This window comes from uncultured Phascolarctobacterium sp. (assembly GCF_958349595.1).
Classification (GTDB): domain Bacteria; phylum Bacillota; class Negativicutes; order Acidaminococcales; family Acidaminococcaceae; genus Phascolarctobacterium.
The window spans coordinates 12,629-35,292 of record NZ_CATWDQ010000008.1; the positions used below are offsets into that span (position 1 = coordinate 12,629).

The 22,664-nt window shown below is 44.5% G+C and carries 14 protein-coding genes and 1 pseudogene; 8 read left to right on the plus strand and 7 right to left on the minus strand.

Annotation, left to right across the window (positions count from 1 at the left end):
- Positions 1-10: 10 nt before the first annotated feature.
- The 4 genes from Q4G98_RS07325 (at position 11) to guaA (ending at position 5,794) form a co-directional block, all read left to right on the plus strand.
- Entirely contained in the window at positions 11-448 is a 438-nt protein-coding gene (locus Q4G98_RS07325; protein WP_298562983.1) for a PaaI family thioesterase, read from the plus strand.
- A 100-nt stretch (positions 449-548) separates the two neighbouring features.
- Positions 549-872 carry a hypothetical protein gene (locus Q4G98_RS07330; protein ID WP_298562981.1) on the plus strand — a complete coding sequence of 108 codons (324 nt, stop codon included), beginning with the start codon at positions 549-551 and terminating at the stop codon, positions 870-872.
- 57 nt (positions 873-929) lie between these two features.
- Entirely contained in the window at positions 930-4,379 is a 3,450-nt protein-coding gene (locus tag Q4G98_RS07335; protein WP_298562979.1) for a C1 family peptidase, read from the plus strand.
- 113 nt (positions 4,380-4,492) lie between these two features.
- Entirely contained in the window at positions 4,493-5,794 is a 1,302-nt protein-coding gene (gene guaA / locus Q4G98_RS07340; protein ID WP_298562977.1) for a glutamine-hydrolyzing GMP synthase, read from the plus strand.
- Positions 5,795-5,985: 191 nt separating this feature from the next.
- Here the strand turns inward: guaA and Q4G98_RS07345 are convergent, their stop codons facing one another.
- From Q4G98_RS07345 to Q4G98_RS07370, 5 genes and pseudogenes are all read right to left on the minus strand, one after another.
- The gene (locus Q4G98_RS07345; RefSeq protein ID WP_298562975.1) at positions 5,986-9,093 is read right to left on the minus strand and encodes a type I restriction endonuclease subunit R; all 3,108 of its coding nucleotides are present in this window, start codon (positions 9,091-9,093) and stop codon (positions 5,986-5,988) included.
- A gap of 34 nt (positions 9,094-9,127) precedes the next feature.
- A pseudogene (locus tag Q4G98_RS12395) lies at positions 9,128-10,272 on the minus strand (AAA family ATPase).
- A 10-nt stretch (positions 10,273-10,282) separates the two neighbouring features.
- Positions 10,283-11,407 (minus strand): restriction endonuclease subunit S, encoded by a 1,125-nt coding sequence (locus Q4G98_RS07360; RefSeq protein ID WP_298562969.1) that lies wholly within the window; start codon positions 11,405-11,407, stop codon positions 10,283-10,285.
- 3 nt (positions 11,408-11,410) lie between these two features.
- A complete protein-coding gene (locus Q4G98_RS07365; protein ID WP_298562967.1) occupies positions 11,411-12,958 on the minus strand; it encodes a type I restriction-modification system subunit M in 1,548 nt (515 codons plus the stop codon).
- 130 nt (positions 12,959-13,088) lie between these two features.
- Positions 13,089-13,280, minus strand: coding sequence for a helix-turn-helix domain-containing protein (locus Q4G98_RS07370; RefSeq protein WP_293662831.1), 192 nt, complete (start codon positions 13,278-13,280; stop codon positions 13,089-13,091).
- A 300-nt stretch (positions 13,281-13,580) separates the two neighbouring features.
- Between Q4G98_RS07370 and Q4G98_RS07375 the strand changes: the two genes are divergently transcribed.
- On the plus strand, positions 13,581-14,153 hold the full coding sequence (locus Q4G98_RS07375) for a DNA-3-methyladenine glycosylase I (protein ID WP_298562965.1): 573 nt from the start codon (positions 13,581-13,583) through the stop codon (positions 14,151-14,153).
- A 286-nt stretch (positions 14,154-14,439) separates the two neighbouring features.
- On the opposite strand, the gene Q4G98_RS07380 is transcribed toward Q4G98_RS07375, so the two are convergent.
- A complete protein-coding gene (locus Q4G98_RS07380; RefSeq protein WP_301961912.1) occupies positions 14,440-15,066 on the minus strand; it encodes an RNA polymerase sigma factor in 627 nt (208 codons plus the stop codon).
- A gap of 1,193 nt (positions 15,067-16,259) precedes the next feature.
- Between Q4G98_RS07380 and Q4G98_RS07385 the strand changes: the two genes are divergently transcribed.
- The 3 genes from Q4G98_RS07385 (at position 16,260) to Q4G98_RS07395 (ending at position 21,633) form a co-directional block, all read left to right on the plus strand.
- Entirely contained in the window at positions 16,260-16,601 is a 342-nt protein-coding gene (locus Q4G98_RS07385) for a helix-turn-helix domain-containing protein (protein ID WP_301961913.1), read from the plus strand.
- Positions 16,602-16,722: 121 nt separating this feature from the next.
- Positions 16,723-17,646, plus strand: a complete 924-nt coding sequence (locus Q4G98_RS07390; protein ID WP_298565465.1) for a glycosyltransferase family 8 protein — start codon at positions 16,723-16,725, stop codon at positions 17,644-17,646.
- Positions 17,647-17,706: 60 nt separating this feature from the next.
- Positions 17,707-21,633, plus strand: a complete 3,927-nt coding sequence (locus Q4G98_RS07395) for an autotransporter outer membrane beta-barrel domain-containing protein (protein ID WP_301961914.1) — start codon at positions 17,707-17,709, stop codon at positions 21,631-21,633.
- 80 nt (positions 21,634-21,713) lie between these two features.
- On the opposite strand, the gene Q4G98_RS07400 is transcribed toward Q4G98_RS07395, so the two are convergent.
- Positions 21,714-22,664: a dipeptidase gene (locus Q4G98_RS07400; RefSeq protein WP_298563829.1), complete on the minus strand. Its 951-nt coding sequence runs from the start codon at positions 22,662-22,664 to the stop codon at positions 21,714-21,716.

Below are 22,664 nucleotides of genomic sequence, written 5' to 3' on the forward strand. Positions count from 1 at the left end.
GAGTGAAATTATGAGTACGGTAACAAATGTAGAGGAACATATCAGACAGATCTGGAGCGGCAGTGCGTTTATGCAGCTGTTGAAAATCAATATTGATGAAGTTCATTGCGGCGGCGCGACCGTAAGTATGCCGATCGATTTTGATATCCATACTAATCACTGGCTGGGAGTGCATGGCGGCGCTTTGGCGGCTTTGGCCGATTCTGTCATGGGCATTACCGGGGCCAGCGTTGGCGAAGTCGTGCAGACGCTGAGCTTTAATATCAATTTTATCAGCAATCTGCCCGGTACGGGCACGGCGATCGTTATCAGCCAGATCAAACATCACGGGCAGACGACGATGGTCATTACAGCGGAAATGACTGATGAACAGCATAACCTTCTGGCAACTATCACGACAACGATGTTTATTGCCGGGCATTTTAATGAAATACCGAAAGTGTGGTAAGAAATAACAGGCAGCGTACTTATTGCGAGTACGCTGTTTTTTTGCCGCCATCGTGGAAAGGAGCTATTTTATAATAAAATTACGAAGGGAGGTGAGGAGAATGTCCAAGGAATATCATATCGTCCGCGTCAGGGTTTCTAAAGCGGAATATTATTCGATGCAGGGAAATGCCTATCTAGGCTTGGCAGTGTATGATGATACGGATTCGATGCTGCGTTTTACTGAAAGTCATTTCCAGGCAGCCCAGCAATTTAACGCAGGTCAGGAATATAAAATTTCCGGCAAAGCGGTGGGCGAGGAAGCGAAAGCAGCCGTAACCAATTTTACTGCAAAATGTGTCGAAGATGGCAAAGGTGCTGGCAAAGCATTGTCATTTGAGGTAGCAGAGATCAATGTCAAAGAAGACGGCGTAACAATGAAATAACAGCTTTCTTTAAACCTCCGTAAACAACTTGTAAATAGTTGTTTACGGAGGTTTTTTATGATGTTAAAATATAAGTATAATTTAAAAATATTTATTAAAATTAGAAATTTTGGTGCTGTTATGAAAAAATATTGGTCTAAATACGGTAATAAAAAAATATTGGCGGCATTCATAGCTGCTGATTTGCTGGCAATGTCTGTTTGCGGGGCGGTACTGGCGGCAGGGGTTGGTATTGACACGTCTTATGACGGGCGCAAGACAGGTTTTGTCAGTCCGGTCAAAAATCAGCTTAACTATGGCAGCTGTTGGACCTTTGGCATGCTGGCTACGGTGGAGGCCAACTGGAACAAGCAGCGGCAGGCAGCCATAGAGGCGGGCAAGATCACCGAAGCTGTCGCGAAAGCCGATTTTTCTGAACGCTATCTGGCCTGGTTGGGTTATAATGCGCCACTGGGTACAGATGCGTCTACCTATCCGCACCCGTTTTATCCAAGCTCTATCGATCCTGATAGGGGGATTTATGATGCCTATGATCAGGGCGGCCTGGAATTTAAGGCGGCAGCGCTGCTGACGCGTGGTACGGGTTTGACCTGGGAAACCAATGCTCCGTTTGCTTCCAAACCTTTTCAGAAAAATGATCCGGCAACGCGGATGCAGGGAGTTACATTGCAGCCGGAGGTTGGATTGGTAACACAGGTCTATGGCCTGTATCAGTATGTTGATAGTATGTCCGTTAATTATTATTATGATAGTGAAAGCAAGAGTTTTGTCAGCGATTCTGATCGGCAAAAGTATATCAAGCAATTGATAACTGAGAATGGTATTATTTCTGTCGGTATCTATGCTGGCCCAGAATGGAACGACGCCAAGATTACGGAAATATATAACCAGGACTTTGACTTGGGAGCCAACCATGAAGTAGGGCTGGTAGGCTGGGATGATGATTATGAGTTTACAAATTATAAAGACAAGAATGGTCAGCCATTAAAGGGCGCCTGGATCATGCGCAATTCCTGGGGCTCTGATTGGGGCGACGGCGGCTACGCCTATGTGTCCTATTATGATACCAGTCTGGCCGGCGGCGTTACCAGTGTTGTCGAAGCTGATCCCTTAAGATATACTTCCATTAGCCAGCACGGACAGCTTGGCAGCGATATTTACTGGCGCTGGGATGACGAGGATCCTGTTGCGATGGAGACCGGCAAAGGTATGGCCAGCCATTATGTGGCCGCCAGGCCGCAGTTTTTAAAAGCGGTGGGTTTTTGTACGCTGACGGACGCTGCCAGTTATGAGATCGAAGTGCTGGCCGGGGCGACTGATCCTGAAAATGGCAAAAGCGTCTATACGCAAAAAGGTACGTTTGGCAAGGATGACAGCAAGGATTATGTCGGTTACCGCACTGTTGAGCTAAAAAAATTTACTTTGCTGCCGACGGGCGGCGATTATGTAGTCAGGGTTAAGATCTATGACAATAATGGTAAATTATTGGGTACCCAGATAGTGATCGATGATCTCAGCCCCGCGGCACAGGGGAACTCGTTCATTAGTTTTGGCGATGCTGGCGGTTGGCAGGACATGGCCGCAGACGGCAATTTTTCCGTAGTGCTGGCGGCGCTCGGCAAAGATACGATCCTGGCCAATGGCGGGGATTTCACCGTCGGCTGGCTGGATGACGGCGGTGTGGGCGGCAGTATCATCAACCTGGGTAAGAATGATGAGCTGTACGGCAGCGATCCCTTCGACCCGGAACGGAAAACTTTGTCGAATATGACAGTTGACCTGGAGGCTGGCGTTACGGATTCTGTCTATGGCGGCTCGATCATCGGCGAGGGTGATGTTATAAAAATCGGCACTGGCAAGCTTGACCTAACCGGTTATAATACCTACAGTGGTGATACTTTAGTGCAGGCAGGTACGCTGGCTGTCAACGGTTATCTGACCAACAGCGATGTTACGGTCAGCACCGCTGCGGCAGAGAACGCTAAAAATGCAGCAGCAGATCAGCCTAAGTTACAAGGCAATGGCTTTATTACTGGTAGTGTTAATAATGTGGATGGTATCGTAGCGCCGGGTAATTCTATTGGGCATCTGACTGTCGGCAGTTACACGCAGGGGAAAGATGGCGTGCTGGAACTGGAAGGCGGCATCAACGGCGGGGATAAACTGACTGTGCGGGGTACAGCCAAACTTGACGGCACAGTGCAAATTGTACCTAATGGTTATTTTGCCAACGGCGAGAATACTTTGCGGCTGACCGATTTTATAGAAGCAGGCACATTAGAGCAGGACAATAATTTGCAGTTAGAAGGAAAAGATTCCGCAGATTCTATAGTACACGTTGAGTACAAAAGCACATCCGGGGGGGATATAACATTCTCCGCCAGCAGGGCTGCCGATGCATACAGTAAAATTGCTGCCACTGCGGATGGACATCAGTTGGCCGCCTTTTTAGATCAAAAGGCCGGAGCGATGACCGGGGACGCGCAGAATATCGTTGGCGGTATCGATTTTGCAAAATTCACAATCGATGCGGCAGCGGAACAAATGACGCCGCGGGCATATGACAGCCTGCAGTATGCGGCGCAGAGCCGCATCAAAATGATGACGGATCTGACCAGTGACCGGTTACTGGAAAAAGAGCGGCCGCAGGAAGGCGAATGGTCAGTTTATGCCCAGCCGCTGCGGCTGGAGTTTGACCAGAACAGCTGGCGCAGCTATGCCGGGTTCAGCGGTCAAAGCAGCGGTATTTTAGTCGGCGCCCAGCGTCAGGCTGGCAACTGGCGTTATGGACTGTATGGCGCTTATTTGGACGACAAAACTGATGTTATGGCCGCAGCGCCCCTGCACAGCGAAAGCCAGAGCGGCTTTATCGGTATCACCGGGCATTATGCAGCCGATCCTGAGCGGGGGCAATTTTATTATGGATTGCTGCAGGGCGGCGCTGAACGTTATGATACCAAGCGTAATGTCATGTTGGGCAATACCTATTCCGGCAGCTACGATAAGAAATGGACAAGCCGCAGTTTAACGACGGAGGCCGGGACCGGCTGGCGTCTGCCGCAGCGCCAGGGCACACTTATACCTGTTGCAGCTTTGCGCTACAGCATGCTGCACTATCCCGGTATTACTGAAAGCAGTGCTGCAGATGGTGCGGCAGTAAGCCGCGGCGCCAGCGATCTGCAGTCGCTGCAGAGCAAGGTAGGACTGCGTATAGAACTTGGCAAAGAGCGGCTGGGAGCAGTGACAGAACGCAGCTATGACATGAGCGCCATGTGGTACCATGAATGGCTTAACAACGATACTGATTACAACTGGAACCGTTTTGTAGGGCAGGACCGTCTGAACGAAAAGGGCGGCGGCAGTGCCGGGCGTGATACCTATACTTTAAGCGCCGGGATGCAGCTGCAGGAAAACAATAAATTTACGCTGCGGGCGGCCGTGGGTAAAGCCTTTGGCAAAGGTTATCACGACAGTAAGGTATCGGTAGACTGTCAGTGGTATTTTTAAAACCGTTTGCTCAGTTTTCGCTGATAATTTAGTGGAGCTGGAAGCGTTAAATATGGTAAAATTAATATATCTGAACTAAATATAAAAATTTATTGCGAACAGGAGAATTTATTATGCAGCAGGATATGATCGTAATCTTAGACCTCGGCAGCCATGAAAATACGATGGTGGGCCGCGCCGTCAGGGAACTTGGTGTTTACAGTGAAATCAAGGCGCATGATATTACAGCGGCAGAGCTGCAGGCACTGCCGAATGTCAAAGGTATCATCATCAACGGTGGAGAAAATAATATTATCGACGGTAAGCAGATTGATGTGGAGGCCGCTGTTTATCAGTTTGGCGTACCGGTAATGTCCGTTGGCCATGCTTTGGCGAAAGTCGAAAACCTGCCTGCCTGGCCGGAACATGCAGCTATGCTGGAGCTGCTCAAAAAATTTGTTTTTGACGAATGCCATGCTACAGCTAACTGGAATATGAAAAACTTCATCAACGATCAGGTCGAACTGATCAAAAAACAGGTCGGCGCTAAAAAAGTCCTGCTGGCACTGTCCGGCGGCGTCGATTCCTCTGTTGTTGCCGCACTCCTGATCAAAGCCATCGGCTCTCAGTTGACCTGCGTGCATGTTAATCATGGACTGATGCGCAAAGACGAGTCAGAAAGCGTCGTCAGAGTTTTCAGAGATGAACTTAAGGCCAATCTTGTCTATGTTGACGCCAGCGAACGCTTTCAGTCTAAACTGGCCGGCGTAGCTGATCCGGAAGCCAAAAGAAAAATTATCGGCGCCGAATTTATCCGTGTTTTTGAAGAAGAAGCGCGTAAACTGGACGGCATCGAATTTTTGGGACAAGGCACAATTTATCCTGACGTTGTCGAATCTGGAACGAAAACAGCTAAAAGCGTCAAAAGCCATCATAATGTCGGCGGTCTGCCAGAAGATTTGCAATTCAAGCTGGTCGAGCCTTTGTATCAGCTGTTTAAAGACGAAGTGCGTGCCTGCGGTATCGAACTGGGACTGCCGCACAGCATGGTCTATCGTCAGCCCTTCCCCGGACCTGGCCTCGGCGTAAGATGTCTGGGGGCTATCACTAAAGAACGTCTGGAAGCAGTGCGTGAAGCTGACGCTATTTTGCGTGAAGAATTTGCCAATGCCGGCCTCGATAAAAAAGTCTGGCAGTATTTTACCGTCGTGCCTGACTTCAAATCCGTCGGTGTACGCGATAACGCCAGAACCTTTGAATATCCGGTCATCATCCGTGCTATCAATACCGTCGACGCTATGACCGCTACCGTCGAAGAACTGGACTGGCCGATCCTGCACAAAATCACCAACAGGATCTTGGCAGAAGTGAAAAACGTCAACCGCGTCTGCTATGACCTGTCGCCTAAACCGAATGCCACTATCGAGTGGGAATAGGACTTGCTTTCCGCGGAAATCCTTGATAAACAAGGATTCCCGCGGATTTTTTATTTTAGGCCTTAACATCAAGAAGTAAAAAAATTTCTGCGATTGACAAGCAAAATGCACGGGTGATATATACCCGTGCATTGCGTGTCATATGCTTTATATATAAATTGTCTTTGGACTGTTGTTCTTATGTTTTAAACCTATATTGTTCCACCCACGCCTTTAAATTTCTCCACAAAGGCAGCTATTTTTTGAAAAACAGTTTGCTTTTTCGTTAAATATGTAGGATTAAGAGGACTCATTTTAGGAAGAACTTCATTTAGTTCCGTTCCGTTTTCGCTAGCATATTCTTTTTTTAATGAAGCAAGGATGTACCGTTTGGCTGCATCTTGGTTAAGTTTTTCAGTATTAATTAATTCTTCTGCTTCTCTTTTTTGCTCAGTTTGAGCAAATGAGAAGAAGGAATCAATAATGCTTGCTTTATCTTGAATATCGTCTAAATCAGTTTGGTTAATAAAATCTATTACCAAGCTTTCTTTTGCGCGATTTCCGATGCTGGAACGAATGATACGACGTATCTCTTCAACCAGAATTTCTTTGTCTTTTACTTTTTTATTTTTTTCAAAAATCAGCTCAAGAATATAATCCAAGTTTATTTCTTGTGATTTCAATAAATCTACTTCAAATACAACATCATCCCAATCGATTGAATCACTTTCCTTATCTTTTCCTACTTTTTCTCGACGAAGCCAATCTCGGATATCGTTATATGTAGAACGATAATCTTGAATTATTCTTTCATCAAGGATATCGATTCCTTCCATAGCTTCTAAATCTTCATCGCTCATATAATGAGTTGCTTTAAATTCTTCCAGAGCTTTCGTATCGTGTATATCAATTGATTGCAGGGCTTTTAAATTGGTAAACTCATCATAGTTTTGCAGTATGTTTTCAACTCGCAAATATTCACCAAACAGCTTTGCAAAATCTTTTTTATCCTTTTCAGTAACAATATTATCAACATCAGGAAAGCGTGCGTTTAATTCTTTTACTACGTCTACATATCCACGGCGTGCCTCGCCTGTAGAAATATCGGTAAACCCTTCCATATATTCCTTATAGCTTTTTTCAAGCACTACATTTTTGGTGTTTTTATCTCCAAAAAGAGTAATGGCATCAATTGTCGCTTGCTCCAGATTTCTAAAAGTAACAATATTACCAAATGTTTTGGTAGCATCATAAATACGATTGGTTCTCGAAAATGCTTGCATTAAACCATGGTAGCGAAGGTTTTTATCTACGAATAGTGTGTTCAATGTCGGTGCATCGAACCCAGTTAAAAACATACCGACTACAATCAACAAATCGACTTCTTGCTTTCTTACCCGGTTTGCAAGGTCACGATAATAGTTTTGAAACTCCTTGCTCTCCACACCAAAATTGGTTTTGAACATGGCATTATAATTGCTGATGGCATACGTTAAAAACTCTTTTGCACTGCTATCCATGGCTGTGGGCTCAAAGGTTTCGTCCACAATTTCGCCAATGGCATTTTGCTCCTCGTTGGCGGCAAAGGAAAAAATCGTTGCAATTTTCAGCGGTTTTTCGCTTTCCTTTTGCAAGTCATGCAATGCCTCGTAGTAGAGCTTTGCGGCATCAACGCCGCTTACGGCAAACATGGCATTGAACCCTTTTGCCCCGGCATGGGAGCGGTGTGTCTTTACCCTGAAGTTATTCAGAATGTATTGGGAAATTTCTTTGATTCGTTCGGGGTGTAGTAGCGCCTCCTTCGTTTCGGCGGCAGTCAGCTTTTTCTCATCCTGTTCCATTTCGATTGATTTGAATTTAGGCCGAACATCGTTATAATCCACTTTGAATTTAAGCACTTTTTCGTCTCTGATAGCATCAGTGATAACATAGGAGTGTAGTTCTCGTCCAAATACTGAAGCAGTTGTTTCAGCACCAAGGGCATTTTCAGGGAAGATTGGTGTTCCTGTAAAGCCAAATTGATAATATTGCTTAAACTTTTTATGAATGTTTTTTTGTGCCTCTCCAAACTGTGAACGATGAGCCTCGTCAAAAATAAAAACTACTTGTTTATTGTAAATAGGCAAATCAGCTTCGGTTTTAATAAGATTATTCAGCTTTTGAATAGTCGTAACAATAATTTTATTATCATCTTTTTCAATATTGCGTTTCAGCCCGGCGGTGTTTTCAGAACCGTTCACGCTATCAGGTGAAAAACGCTGATATTCTTTCATCGTCTGATAGTCCAAATCTTTTCTATCTACAACAAAAAACACTTTATCTATAAAATCAAGTTCAGTCGCTAAGCGGGCAGCTTTAAAACTAGTCAAGGTTTTGCCTGATCCGGTTGTATGCCAAATATATCCACCACTTTCGTTGGAGCTCCATTTTTTTGCTTGGTATGAGCTGTTAATTTTCCACAAAATTCTTTCTGTTGCTGCGATTTGATAAGGGCGCATAATTAACAAGTTATTGCTGGTATCAAAGACTGAATAATGCAGCAAAATATTAAGTAATGTGTTTTTTTGAAAGAAAGTAGCTGTAAAATCCTTTAAATCCTTAATTAGAGTATTATCTGCTCTTGCCCAGTTCATTGTAAAATCAAAACTGTTTTTATCACGTTTAGTAGTGTTTGCAAAGTAGCGGCTGTCGGTACCATTTGATATAACAAAAATTTGCAAATACTTAAACAGAGAGTTTTCTGCATTAAAACTCTCTTTGCTATATCTATTTATTTGATTAAAGGCTTCTTTAATGGCGATTCCACGTTTTTTTAGTTCGACCTGAACCAAAGGTAGCCCATTTACCAAAATCGTAACATCATATCGATTGGCATGAGTCCCTGTTTGTTCAAATTGAGAAACTACCTGCATTTTATTTCTTGATAGGTTCTTTTTATCCACTAAGTAAATATTTTGTATATGTCCGTCATCAAAAACAAAGTCATAAATGTAATCATTATGGATTTTACGGGTTTTATCGATATGATTGTCACTTGGATTATCTAAATATTCTTCGCAAAATCGTGCCCATTCTGAAGAACTAAACTCTACATTGTTCAGTATTTGTAATTGGGCACGAGCATTTTCAAGCATTGCATTAGGTGTAGTGAGTTTCGGGAGATACTCATATCCTTGATTAACTAGGTCTTGTATAAATTCTCTCTCAAGGGATGACTCAGTTTGATAAAAAGATGCTGTTTCATGTATAACTGAGTATTTTGTGTATTTATCTAAAACTATAAAATTGTTTGATTCCGCAATGGTGTTATAGTCGCACATTTTAAGCCTCCTAAATTATACTTTTCATATGAGGTCACTTAAATTGGTGATTTGCCTTGATTTGATTTAATAAATATTCTAAAACACGTTTGTCATCATCTGTTAATTCAGAAATCTCTTCACCTGAATGTTTTGAATGGCTTGAAATATTAATAATTCTACTTTCATATGATTTTGTGGTGCCATCATTAGTCTTTGGTAAAATTTCACCCCAATTGCTGTAGCCTAAAAATGTTGAGGTTTTTTCTAAAATGTTTCTAAGAAAATTAAAATGATACTTTTTTAACTGACCTGACTTAATTGCTTTTTCAATCTCTAGTTTCAAGAAAAGGTGATAAGAAAAAGGAGAATCGTTATTTTGAGGTACTAAATCAAATTGTGCGTCCCCGTCTTTTTTTAGAAAAAAATTTCCTTGCTTGAATTCGTTATGGAGTACATTATAAAACAAGGGATTATGTGTTGTAATAACAAATTTTAAGTCAGATTCACTCTGCTTAATCAATTGCGCTAAGTTTACGGCTAATTCAATTAAATGATTATCATCCAACGAACTTACGGGGTCATCTATAAATACATATTCCAACTTATCAAACTGATTTGTTTCCCGGTCATTTTCTTCAGGGATATTTAATACATGTACTACTTGGTCAAGCAAAGAATAAAAAATGCTCCAAATAAAACAACTTTCTTCACCTTTAGATATCTTTATATGTTGATTATCTTCATCATTGCCACGTTCATAAGAAAAGGTCACTTCTGAAAATGCATTTATTATTATATCTTTACCCGCATCATTTTTAAAAGTGTATTGCGAGTTGAAATGTGGTGTTAGTTTTTCATCGGTGTAGTGCTGAAAAATATCAATTATATTACTGTCTTGCCCTTGGTCTTCAAAAACCCACTTTGTAAAAACATTTGGGTGTATTTTTAACTTGGATCAATGTCATTTTGCAAATCATTATCCCAATAAAACAAATCCTCTGTAAAGGCATTATAATAAAGGATTTTTTTGCTAGCTAAGGATGTTTCTTCTACATCTATATCGATTTTGGGGTCGACTAAAGCTTTAAATTCTCTTGAAAGTCTTGTCTTCCCCGTACCATTAAAAGCGTATATTAATTGTACTTTCTTATTGCTATCTTTTAACTCCTGTGCTATCTCATTTAGATTTGTCCCCATATTTACACCTCTAGCTCATCTTTTCTTTAAAGGTTAAAAGCTTCTCGCGGTAATATTCATATTGTTTTTGGCGTGCCTCAATTTCGGCAGGTAGACCGGTTGAGATATCGTTGCAAAGAGTATCGAAACGGTCGAGAATATCAACAATGCGTTGTTGTTCTGGAAGCTGTGGTAGTGGTATTTTAATATCATTAAGATTCTTTTGATTCAATTTCGGCTGAGCTGCTCCAGTGATATAAGGCGTTAAATCAATAGAGTTTAAATACATTTCAACATATCGCCTAGTTGCGTATTCATCAAATCTAAGTACATGTGCATGATTATTTACCCAGATTTTTCCCGAAACAGAAAATGCAATGGGTGTAGTTCGTGCTATAAGATTAGCACCATCCTCAGATATCAAGAGATAATCTCCGTCATAAATATAGTCTTTTACATAATCAACAATTCCAGATGCACCATAGTATGGAATATCTCCATTTTCTCTACTTCCACTGGTAACAGGCTTTCTTTGCGAATCGCAATTTTCAGCTATTGTATCCAAAGTTACTGCTTGAATGCCCTCAGCTTCACTGAACAACTTGTTTTTATAATACTCATACTGTTTTTTTCTCGCTGTAAGCTCCGCTGTAAGCTCCGCTGTAAGCTCCGTGAAATTGTCTAGTATGCGGGCAATTTCCTCTTGCACTGGCAAAGGGGGGAGGGGGATTTGAATGTGTTGTATCATGGGTTTTGTAAGTTGCGGAATACCTACTTTTGGTACATTGTAATCATTTTCAATGCTTTTCATGAAATGATACACATATTTTAAGCTCATTTTCACTTTTGGTGTTAATACTAGTAATCGTACTATAGGATAAAACGGATAATCTCTATAGCTGGTCCAGCCAATAGTGCCCCTTGCAGAAATAGTTATACTTGGTTTTTCAATTTTAGCTTTATTTGTCCAACCATATAATGACTTATCTTCAATTCCATTGGATAAAATGGGAATACGAAATTCGTTGGTTCTAGTTTCTGAAAAGAATTCCTTTGGAACATCTCCCCCTGCTAGAATATCGAATGCGTAGTCTAATGGCTTATGCTCTACCCCATTCGGACAAAGTTCCTTTATCAGCTCATCTAATTTACTCATTGATTACACCTCGATTTCTGCAATAATTTTATCTATTTCAGTTCGAAGCGTATCTATATTTTTTACGGTTTCTTTTATTTGAGCATTCAATACATTGATATCAATAACTTCTCGTGTATCTTTCGTCTCCACATAAGAACTTACCGAAAGGTTATAGTTACCTTTAGCAATATCATCATTATCTACAGATTTTGAAATGTAGTCTATATCTTCTTTTCTGTCAAACAATTCCATTATTTTTTCAATGTGTTCTTCTGTCAAAACGTTGTTATTAGTTTCTTTTTTGAAAAAATCTTCTCCGCTTGCATCTATAAACTGTGTTTTAGTATCGCTTTTATGTTTTGAAAGCACCAAGATGTTAACAGCGATAGAAGTACCGTAAAAAAGATTTGGCGCAAGAGAAATAACTGTTTCTACAAAGTTATTATCAATTAAATATTTTCTGATTTTTTGTTCAGCACCGCCGCGATAAAAGATACCTGGGAAACAAACGATAACGGCACGTCCTTTCCCGGAAAGGTAACTTAGTGCATGAAGCACGAAGGCAAAGTCAGCCTTAGATTTTGGTGCCAGCACACCTGCCGGAGCAAAGCGATCATCGTTTATAAGAGTTGGGTCATCGCTGCCAATCCAGTTAATTGAATACGGGGGGTTTGATACAATGGCATCAAAAGGTTTCTCATCTCTAAACTGAGGATCTATAAGCGTATTTCCCAGCGCGATATTGAACTTGTCATAGTTTACATTATGTAAAAACATATTCATACGAGCCAGGTTATAGGTTGTATGGTTGATTTCCTGCCCAAAGAAGCCGTCTTCAATAATATGTTCGTCAAATTGTTTTTTTGCCTGCAATAACAAAGAACCTGAACCGGCAGCGGGGTCGTAAATCTTATTGATTGTTGTTTGCTTGTGTATTGCTATTTTTGCAATCAGTTTAGAAACACTCTGCGGTGTAAAAAATTCTCCTCCTGATTTGCCTGCGTTGGCAGCATAATTAGAGATTAAATACTCATATGCATCACCAAACAAATCAATATTACTATTTTCAAAATCGCCAAAATCAAGCTCTGCAACGCCTTTAATGACAGCAGCTAAACGGCTGTTTTTATCTTTTACAGTATTGCCCAAGCGGTTGCTAGTGGTATCAAAATCGGCAAATAAGCCTTTGATATCCAGTTCAGACGGATAACCGTTAGCTGAACTTTCAATTGCTGAAAATATAGCTGCTAAATCGGTATTTAAGCTTTCATTTGTATTTGCATTTTTAGCGATGTTAGTAAACAACTGACTGGGATAAATAAAATAGCCTTTTGTTTTGATTGCGTCCTCTTTGATTTCTTTGGTTATAATGCTGTCAGGGAGTTCTGCGTAGTTGACACTATCGTCTCCTCCTTCAATGTAATTACAAAAGTTTTCGCTAATGAAACGATAAAAAAGTGTTCCTAAAACATATTGTTTAAAATCCCATCCGTCTACAGAACCACGAACATCGTTGGCTATTTTCCAAATTTTAGATTGCAGTTCGGCTCTCTGTGCTGCACTTGACATTTTTATTCCTCCATATAATCATACTGAGTAATGCTCAAATCTTTGGGGCTGAGCTTGCTGAATTTTTGTTGTCATATATTATCATAAATTTATGGCGATTAGTAAATTGGGCACTTTTCAATATCGTTGACTACTCGATTGCCTGCCCGCTTGTCACCCATTCGTCAACCTCACTGACTTTAAATTTCCACAGTTTACCAATTCGATGGCAAGGTATTTTTTCAAGTCGGATCCATTTACGAACAGTTTCCACAGTAACACCCATGTGCTCGGCAATTTCTTTGGTGTTTACCCATGGTTCAGGTTTTATTATTTTACTCATGCTAAAACCTCCGTTTCTCTTGAGTAAAATCATAGCATAAATTACAATGAAAAAGTAGTGATTTCGCATAATTTGATAAAAGTATAAAGAATTAGGTAAAGGTGAATGCATCTATTACGTCAACAGACAGTGAATTTTTTTAGTAACCTGACACTGTTTCAAAAACGATGTCAGGTTGCTTAATCTTTCGCTATTTATGCTATAATACTGGTTAGATAAAAGGCTATATCATTTTCTCTAAATTTAATTTTAGTGCATCATATTGATTATGATATTTATTGTAGGAAAGGATAATAAAATATGTGCGAAAAAAGTAGGTGTTCCTGGGCAGGTGAGCTTCCGATATATATTGAGTATCATGACAAGGAGTGGGGGCGTCCTGTGCATGACGACAACAGGCTTTTTGAAATGTTGATTTTAGAGGGGATGCAGGCAGGACTCAGCTGGATCACGGTGCTCAAAAAAAGGAAGGCGTTTCGGGAAGCTTTTGATGATTTTGATCCTAAGAAGGTAGCTCTTTATGATGAGGTAAAAATGCAGGAGCTGTTGGCAAATGCAGGGATCATCAGAAACCGTCTGAAAGTAGCCGCAGCGGTAACGAACGCTAAAGCCTTTCTGGAAATACAGAAAAAGCACGGAAGCTTTGATAAATTCATCTGGGCCTATGTAGATTATACTCCGATCAGAAACCATTGGGAAAAGATGGAGCAGATACCGGCCTCGACAGCACTGTCAGATCAAATCAGCAAAGATCTGAAAAAGCTGGGCTTTAAATTTGTTGGTTCAACGATCGTCTACGCATTCATGCAGGCCATAGGTATGGTGAATGACCATGTGACGAACTGTTTTATTTATCAGGAGATGAATGGCTAGCTTCTGATAAGGATATTGTTGATTACATACAGTAAAAATAACTTTATTGATGATCAGAAAAATTTAAAACAGGTCTGACAGCGCATTCTGTCAGACCTGTTTATTTATATGCTTTACAACACCTTGCTCAATAAATTCAGCATATGATTGCAATTGATACATGTAATCATACTGAATAAAAATCATGAATTGTACTGAATGGAATTGCCAAATGTTATTGATTGGTATTCTAATAAATGTGTGCAGGGGATGCTTGAGGGACTGTATATTCATATAAAACGCCAAATCACTTTATAATTAATATTTCCCGCAGTCTGTCCAGAGCTTTCAAACGGTGCTTTGTGATATTGCGCACCGTACAGTGCAAACATCTGGCAGCTTCCGCCGGTTTCAGGTCATTTACAAAAAGTAGCAGCAGTATCCTGCGCTGTTGTTCGTTCAGCTGCGCCAGTGCTTCCTGCAGGTCCAGCGATAGCAAAAGCTGCGCCAGCTCGTCCAGAGTGCCGTCAGCGCTATAGCCGCTGTCCAGCAGGTCGATACCGGCCTCACTGCCCGTATCGATCTGCGTTTCATGTTCCCAGATCCTGCCCTGCTTTTCCATAGCGTCGAACAGCGCGAAATGCACCTTGCAGCGGGCATAACCGGGCCAGTTCAGGTAATCGGCGCCCTTATATTTCAATACCAGCTCGATAAAAGCCAGCACGGCAATACTTTCGGCGTCGTGTCCCAGCGACTTATAAAACATTTCGCGGCGGGCCTCGCTTTGCAGCAGCGGCTTAAAATCTTCGCATAACTGTAAAAGCGCAGCCTTATCGCCTGTTTGGGCGGCAGTTATCAGCCGCTGTAAGCGTGCTGCCTGGGTTTCGTCTGTATTGGTATTGTTGAAATCGTTAAATTTATTTATGGTGATCAAGTCCCTTGATTTTATGATAACCGGTTATACTGTCGATCGTCGTGCACAACAGTAGCTAGTGTACGCCTGTTTTGTGTAAAAGTAAATAGGGAAAAATGGCGCAAAAAGTTTTAGCCCCTGAAAGGGGCTAATTTTTTTTTTGCGATGTTTTTTAGAATTTTCTTTAGACTTTCTTGAAAGAAAGTCAACAAGTTTTTACTTTTTGTTTATGTAGCTTTTCTTTAAGTGTTAATTTCTTTTGTTGAGAATTTTAATTTAGATTTTTGTTTTTATATTATGCCGCTTTCTTGAAAGCAATTCGTTTAAAAGTTCATTTCTTTTGGCGGCAAAAGAAACGAACCAAAGAAAAACCGGCACGTCGCAGATTTTTATTTAGCTTTGCTCAACGGCGGCTCCGCGAAACTCGGCATTGTTGCCGAAGATAAATCATCTGAGCAACAATGCCTCAAACAAGTCACTCCGCTATCGCCTTATTCGCATCGCACATAACAAAATCTGCTCAATGTGCCCTAACACCCTACGTTCTACTTCTTTAGTCACTAAGGATTTATAACATCAGTCAATCGATACCGTTCTCATGAAATTCAGCAGTAATTTGTACGATGCAGGGTTTTGAGCGCACATTGTGGTCAAGTCCGTTGTGTGTGCTGCGAGCTGTAAGCGCTGGAGGGACTGTTTGAGGCATTGACGATTTGTAGGTAAAGATTTTCTTTGTTCTGCAATGCCGAGTTGCCCGGAAGCCGGACAGCGAGCAAAGCAAAACAGGACTTGCCACAGTGCGCAAAGTTCTTTGCTGACTTTCTTTCAAGAAAGTCTAATGTGATTTTGTCGCCAAAAGAAATGAACATTAAAAAAAGTCTAAAAAAACAAAAAACTAAATTTAAAAGCAAAAATTGGAATTTCAAAGAAAAAGAAAATTTAAAGGAAAAACACTAAACCAGTGTCCGGCAAGCCGTGACACCGTGCGGCTCCCCTTCTCTCCTGGCGGCTATCAAACCGTAAGGGCAAAAGACAGCCAAACTGCGTCGAATATATCCGTTAGTATGTCTTGTGGGGGGTACAGGTGTGCTATAATAGGTGCGAATATTATTTTAACAAATGTTTTTAAGGTTTCAGCAAATAAAATCAGAATTTCAGCAAAATAAGACAAAGAAGGAACAATATTTTCAGCAGCGCAGAGTGGGGGTGTAAAGGTGTACGACGAAAAATGCTTGGCACGTATCGGCAGCAATATCCGCTTTCTGCGGATGGCCTGCCAGGTAAGCCAGCAGGATATGGCTGAACGTATCGGTATCAGCCAGACCCATCTGAGTAATCTGGAACGTAACCATGTCAACGTCAACTTGAAGCTGCTGCTGCGTATCGCCAATGTCTTCGAATGCCAGCTGGAAGTATTTTTAGACACCCAGGCGGCGCTGGACTGGGGCAAAGAGCAGGCTGAAAAGGCTGCGACTGAGCAGGACACCCCTGCAGAAGCCTATACCCTAGAGGAAGTGCAGAGGCTTTTACAGCTTGTAAGGCTGTCAAACAAATAAAACGCTGTAACCGCGGCGACAGCTGCGGAGGATATATTAAATTTACCAGACAGGGAGGCGGTCAGGTATAAACAAAGCAGCCCAAAGAAAATACTTTTGAGGCAAAGAGAGGAGGTGCAAGGTGCCTGAACAAATACATCTTGGTTTTGGCATTGATAAGAATTTTGGCAAATTCGCCGGCATCACCATCACATCGCTGGTACATAACAATATCGGGCATGATCTAATCGTGCACATCGTCTATGACGAGCTGCTGCCGGAGGATATGGAAAAATTACAGCAGATGGAAGTACTGTACCGTAATCTGACGCTGCGCTTTTACCAGATCACAAGTACCGAGGGTATGACCTTTGTCGTACCAAAAGGCCATATCACGCAGGCCATGTATTACCGCTATCTGTTCGCCGAGCTGCTGCCGCCGGAGATAACAAAGATCATCTACATGGATGCGGACATCATCTGCAAAGGTGACATTTTACCCTTGTGGCAGACGGACTTGCAGGGTAAGGTTTTAGGCGCTGTACGTGACTGGGGCGAAGCCAAAAGCTGTGACCGTATCGGTCTCAAAAACGGCGGTTATTTCAATTCAGGCGTGCTGCTGATGGATCTGACTAAGTGGAGGCAGCAAAAATTGACGCAGCAGCTGTTCCAGTGGCTGGCGCAGGTAGGCAGCACAAAGATACTCTGGGGCGATCAGGACGCGCTTAACGGCGTTATCGATGGTGATTTTGTAGAGCTGCCCAAAAAGTATAACTGCATCATCATCAATAATACCTTGCTGAAAGCGGCTGCGGAAGATGTGATCGTGCATTATATCGACTATGTGAAGCCCTGGCATATTTACTATTACGATAGTGATGAAAAAAAGCTGTATTGGCAGTATGTCAAAAAGTCGTTGTGGAGCGATCTGCAGCCTGTTGATGGCAATACGGTAGAAACGGCGCTGCTGACGGCGCGTTTGCTGCATAACCGTGGCGAGTACCAGAAGGCGGCCTCGTATTACGAAGCCGTGCTGAAATACCTGCTTGGGGATAAATATTTTTAAAGACGTTAAGAAGAAATAAAGATAAATCAAATTACAAAAACCTAGGGAAGAAGGATGAAAATGAGTAGAAAACAAATGCTGGCAAAAAAGGTGGCCCATACCTTGCTGGCCATGTCGATCGTATCGGCCAGCGGACTGAACTTGTGGGCTGGCACCGCCTGGGCGGCTGACAATGGACAAGATGGCAATGATGATATTCGCAATGGTGTTGTGATCAGTGATGCCTATAACGAAACTGTAGGGGGTACAGCTGATACAGATGGTAAAGACGGTACCCAGGGTACTGATGAAAATGACGATGGCGGTAATGGCGGCAAGGGTGGTAGTGCCGGCCTCAGCGGCACATTGACTGTTAACGATAGCAGTAAAGCTGTCAGCTTGACAGTGCAGGGTGGTAAAGGCGGCGGCAACGGTGGGTTAAAGGATGATGTAGATGTTACTAACCATAAGACGGGCCAAAGCGGCGCTGGTGGCAGCGCTATTTTAGAGCTTACTACAGGTGCGGCTGCCGTTCAGATGGGAGCAGTGGAATTAAACGCCAGCGCCGGCTCCGGTGGCACCGGTACCAGTACAGGGACCTATGCGCCCCAATATTTTAACGGAGTTGTTGGCGGTGATGGCGGTGATGGCGGTGATGCGGCAGTGTCGGTGACAGTAGCTGGCAGCAGCCTGACGGCTCAAAGCATTACCTTAAACGTCAGCGCTGGTGATGGTGGCAACGCTGCTATTATAGAGAAAAAAGGTAAAGATAACCAAGGTGGAGATGGCGGTAAAGCCGGCATTGCTTCTGTTAGAGGCTTTATTTTGAATGGAGAAACGGCGTCGGTAAATATAAGGAACAATATCGTGATCACCGGCACCGGCGGCAAGGGTGGTGACGGTGGCTCGGCCTATGGTGCGGCCGGACTGGCAGCTGTGGGTGGTGCGGCTGAGGCCTATGGCCTGACAGCTGCAGATAACGGCTCTTACAGCGTACAATTTGCTGATTTGGAACTGGAGGCTACAGGCGGCGAAGGTGGCGTCGGCGCCGGTGCCAGACGCTTTCATGGAGATGTAAATAGCAGCGACGGCACACTGTACAAAGGCACTGACGGTGCTGCCGGCGGTAATGCTACGGGTAAAGGCCTGGCAGTACAGGGCGGCGTTGTGCAGCTGACAGCCGCTAATATCACCAGTACGGCAACTGGCGGGACTGGTGGTGGTGGTAAAGAAGGCAGCGATTTTGCTGACGATAGTGATGATGGAGAGGGTGCTTTTAAAAGCACTGCCAGCGGCAGCGGCGGCGAGTCGCAGGCGCTGGGTATCGATATTGCGCAAGGCACAATTTCGGGTTCAGTGACTGGCAGTATTACAGCTGCGGCTACTGGTGGTACTGGTGGCAGTAAGAGCGGTGCAAATAGTAGGAAAGTCGGCGCAGAAGGAATTCCCGGCGGCAGCGGCGGGCAGGCCATGGCTGTTGGTATTGCTGTGCAGAACGGTTTGGTTGAAGGACTGGAGATAGGTAGGATTGAAGTACAGGCTATTGGTGGTAATGGGGGGAATGGGACTGCCGGCGGCCTCTACGGCGTAGTTAGTGGCGGCACTGGCGGTGCAGGTGGCCGCGGCGGCAAGGCTTTGGCTTATGGACTGCGCAGCAGCAGTCGGGCTAAGATAACTGTTGCTAACAGTATCAGTGTGAACGCTATAGGTGGCGACGGCGGCCAAAGCGGGCAAGGTTCAAAGGGTACAGATGGAAACAGTTATCATAGTAGTAGTGATGTTGTCACAAATGGAGTTATTGGCGGTCAAGGAGGACTTAGCAGCAGTGGCGGTGGGGCTTACGCTTACGGACTGTATGGCAGCACTGAAATGTCGGGCAGCAGTATCGAGGTTGAGGCAACTGGCGGCGTTGGCAGTAAAGGAGAAACTGGTGGTAATGGTGGCACTGGTGGTGATGTTTATCCTGGAGGAAGCGCTAATGCCGGCAGTGGTGGCACTGGTGGTACTGGAAGCAACGGTGGAACTGGCGGTGATGGTTATGCCTATGGCGTGTGGGGCAGCGGTATTACAGCAGCAACTGTAGACAGCATTACTGCTAAGGCCACTGGCGGCAGCGGTGGTGATGGCGGCAACGCTGGTAATGGTGGTAATGGTGGAAGGATTTATAGTAGTGTTGGTAACGACAATGGCAATGGCGGCAACGGCGGTACAGGCGGCAACGGCGGAACAGGTGGTAATGCTTATGCCTACGGCGTGTGGGGCAGCGAAAAGGCTGTACTTAAGCTGACAGTAGATAATATCAACGCCGAAGCTCTTGCCGGAGATGGTGGAACTTTTGGTGCTAAAGGTACAGGTGGGTCTGCTGGAACTGGCGGTAATGGTGGTACACCTGGTAATGAAGGCGCAGATGGTGAGATCGGCCAGAAGGGCGCTCAGGCCGAAGCCTATGGCGTATATGCCGAAAAGGGCGCTGTGATCACTTTGAGCACCAAGACTGACGGCGGTGCTATCACTATCGGCGCTAAAGCTGGGAATACCGCAACCCCGGAAGGCAGTAAAGCCTACGCTATCTATGCCGATAACGCGACAGTGTTGTTTAACGATAACGCTGTTTTAAATAGCGATGGTACAAACCTTGACGATACGGTTATTACTTACCTGAACAATGCGACTTTGGGTTTTGGCAGCCCGGCTGAAGGCCAAAACGTGGGTCGTACTATTACCGGCGGCACTTTGCAGCTGGCAGGCAGCAATACCTTTAAAGTTGCAACTGATTTGTCGAATATTATTCCTAATGCCGATAAGTTTACATTTGCTAAACTGGCAGCTGACAGCAGCACGGCAACGCAGTACATCGCCGTTGGTTATGACAAAGCCTTTGATGGCAGCAAGCTGGACAGTTTTGTGGGTGATGTGACGGTGCTGACGATAACTAATTTAGGTACTGACCAGAACTTGAATAATTTTGTGGGTAAAGAAAGCGAAATGGACGACCCGCTGACGAGATTCCTGGCAACGCCGACCGTAGCAGTGGACGGCAATGATGTCAAGATCACCAAAATAGATTTTAAAGAAGTGGGCGCTTCAGAAGCTGTGATGACGGCCGCTGACGCGCAGATGTCGATCGGTAATCTGTGGCGCATCGAAGGCAACAACCTGATGAAACGCATGGGCGACCTGCGCAGCGACCCTGAAGCTGCTAAAGGCGGCGTTTGGGCCCGTTACTACAGGGGTGAAATGAGCGCCGACAGTGCTTACGACCGCAGTTTCGATCAGGACTATACGGCCTTTCAGGGCGGTATCGACAAGGTGCAGGATTATAAGGGCGGCAAGCTCTACACAGGTATCGCCGTCAACCGTATAGACAGCAATTCCGGCTACAACAGCGGCAGCGGCGATTTGAGCAGCACGGGCGTAGGTTTGTATGCCAGCTGGCTGGGCAGCAAAGGCCATTATCTGGATGTGATCGCCCGCGGCAGCAAACTTGCCAATGACTTTAAGCTGGTAGACAAAAGCGGCAATACGGCTAAAGGTGATTACGATACCTGGGCTTACGGTATCAGTGCTGAATACGGTTACAGGCAGGATCTGCAGGGCGGCTGGTTCATAGAACCGCAGGCAGAATTGAGCCTGGGTCGTATCGGCAGTGCCGATTATACTATGTCCAATGGTACGGAGATCAGTCAGGACGCAGTCAACAGCGCTGTGACCCGTATAGGTGTTTTGAGTGGTAAGGAATTTACCATGAACGGACGGCAGGGCAATGCCTATCTAAAAGCATCGCTGCTGCACGACTTTGGCGGTAACGGCGGTGGAGCAGCATATTATAACGGCAGAAGCACAGTTATGGAAAGCGCCGATATGAACGGCACCTGGTACGAGATCGGTCTGGGAGCTAATCTGGGGATCGCCAAAAACAGCAACCTGTATTTTGATGCTTTGAAAACCTTCGGCGGCGACTTGCGTACCGACTGGCAGTTCAACGCCGGGTTAAGGTTTACGTTCTAAGCGGCAGCGCAGTGCTGTAAAAGCAGCTGCAATATAAAAGGTCCTGACAGTTTAACTGTCAGGACCTTTGCTTTTTCCATTTACAGCACTTTACCCAGCAGATTCAGTACGTTTTTGTGGGTGATCTTCTCGATAGTGCTTTCGCTGTAATTTTTGCTTTGCAGGTATTCTACCAGCGGTTTGTAATCCTGCACGCCGTGGATGTTATACGGCGGATGGCTGATGCCGTCAAAGTCGCTGCCGAAGCCGATATGGTCATCGTTGCCCAAAAGGTTCAGCATATAGTCGATATGGCGGTAAACGCTGTCGATGCAGGCGTTGTTGTAATCTTCTTCCAGAAACTGCCCGGCGAAGGTGATACCGATCAGGCCGTCATTAGCGTTGATGGCTTTGATCTGGTCGTCATTGAGGTTGCGCGGATGGCTGCACAGGGCTTTGGCGTTGGAGTGGGTGGCGATGATCGGTTTGGTAGAAGTTTCGATCACGTCCCAGAAGCCGGCCGTAGCGATGTGGGAAACGTCGACCAGCATCCCCAGACGGTTCATTTCGGCAACGACCTTACGGCCAAAGGTGGTCAGGCCGCCGCCGCTGCATTCTTCGTTGACGCCGTCGGCAATATCGTTGCGGTTGCTCCAGGTCAGCGTCATGGCGCGCAGTCCCAGTTCATACAGCACCCGCAGCGCTTCCAGGCTGCCGTCGATGGCGCCGCCTTCTTCGATCGCCAGCAGGGTAGCCGCCTTGTGATTGAGCACATCGGCAGCATCGGCTTTCGTCAGTACGGGCAGTACGTCGATGCCGTTGGCCTGCAGTGCTTTAAGCTCCTGCTGGTATTTATCCAGCAGGCACATGGTATAGCGCAGGCCGCCGTAATAACGGAATTCGTGGGTCGGTACGAAGATGGCGCAGAATTGCAGGCCGCCGCCCAGCTCGATCTGACGTTTGATGTCAAAATGCTGGTCGTTGTCGTACAGGGAAGTTCCTTTTTTGTACAGCTCGGTCAGGGTGTCGCAGTGACAGTCGCAGATGAACAT

Bases quoted from the DNA above. Each gene is read 5' to 3' on its own strand.
- Q4G98_RS07325 (WP_298562983.1), top strand. From the start codon at position 11: ATGAGTACGGTAACAAATGTAGAGGAACATATCAGACAGATCTGGAGC.
- Q4G98_RS07330 (WP_298562981.1), top strand. From the start codon at position 549: ATGTCCAAGGAATATCATATCGTCCGCGTCAGGGTTTCTAAAGCGGAA.
- Q4G98_RS07335 (WP_298562979.1), top strand. From the start codon at position 930: ATGATGTTAAAATATAAGTATAATTTAAAAATATTTATTAAAATTAGA.
- guaA (WP_298562977.1), top strand. From the start codon at position 4,493: ATGCAGCAGGATATGATCGTAATCTTAGACCTCGGCAGCCATGAAAAT.
- Q4G98_RS07345 (WP_298562975.1), bottom strand. From the start codon at position 9,093: ATGTGCGACTATAACACCATTGCGGAATCAAACAATTTTATAGTTTTA.
- Q4G98_RS07360 (WP_298562969.1), bottom strand. From the start codon at position 11,407: ATGAGTAAATTAGATGAGCTGATAAAGGAACTTTGTCCGAATGGGGTA.
- Q4G98_RS07365 (WP_298562967.1), bottom strand. From the start codon at position 12,958: ATGTCAAGTGCAGCACAGAGAGCCGAACTGCAATCTAAAATTTGGAAA.
- Q4G98_RS07370 (WP_293662831.1), bottom strand. From the start codon at position 13,280: ATGAGTAAAATAATAAAACCTGAACCATGGGTAAACACCAAAGAAATT.
- Q4G98_RS07375 (WP_298562965.1), top strand. From the start codon at position 13,581: ATGTGCGAAAAAAGTAGGTGTTCCTGGGCAGGTGAGCTTCCGATATAT.
- Q4G98_RS07395 (WP_301961914.1), top strand. From the start codon at position 17,707: ATGAGTAGAAAACAAATGCTGGCAAAAAAGGTGGCCCATACCTTGCTG.
- Q4G98_RS07400 (WP_298563829.1), bottom strand. From the start codon at position 22,664: ATGTTCATCTGCGACTGTCACTGCGACACCCTGACCGAGCTGTACAAA.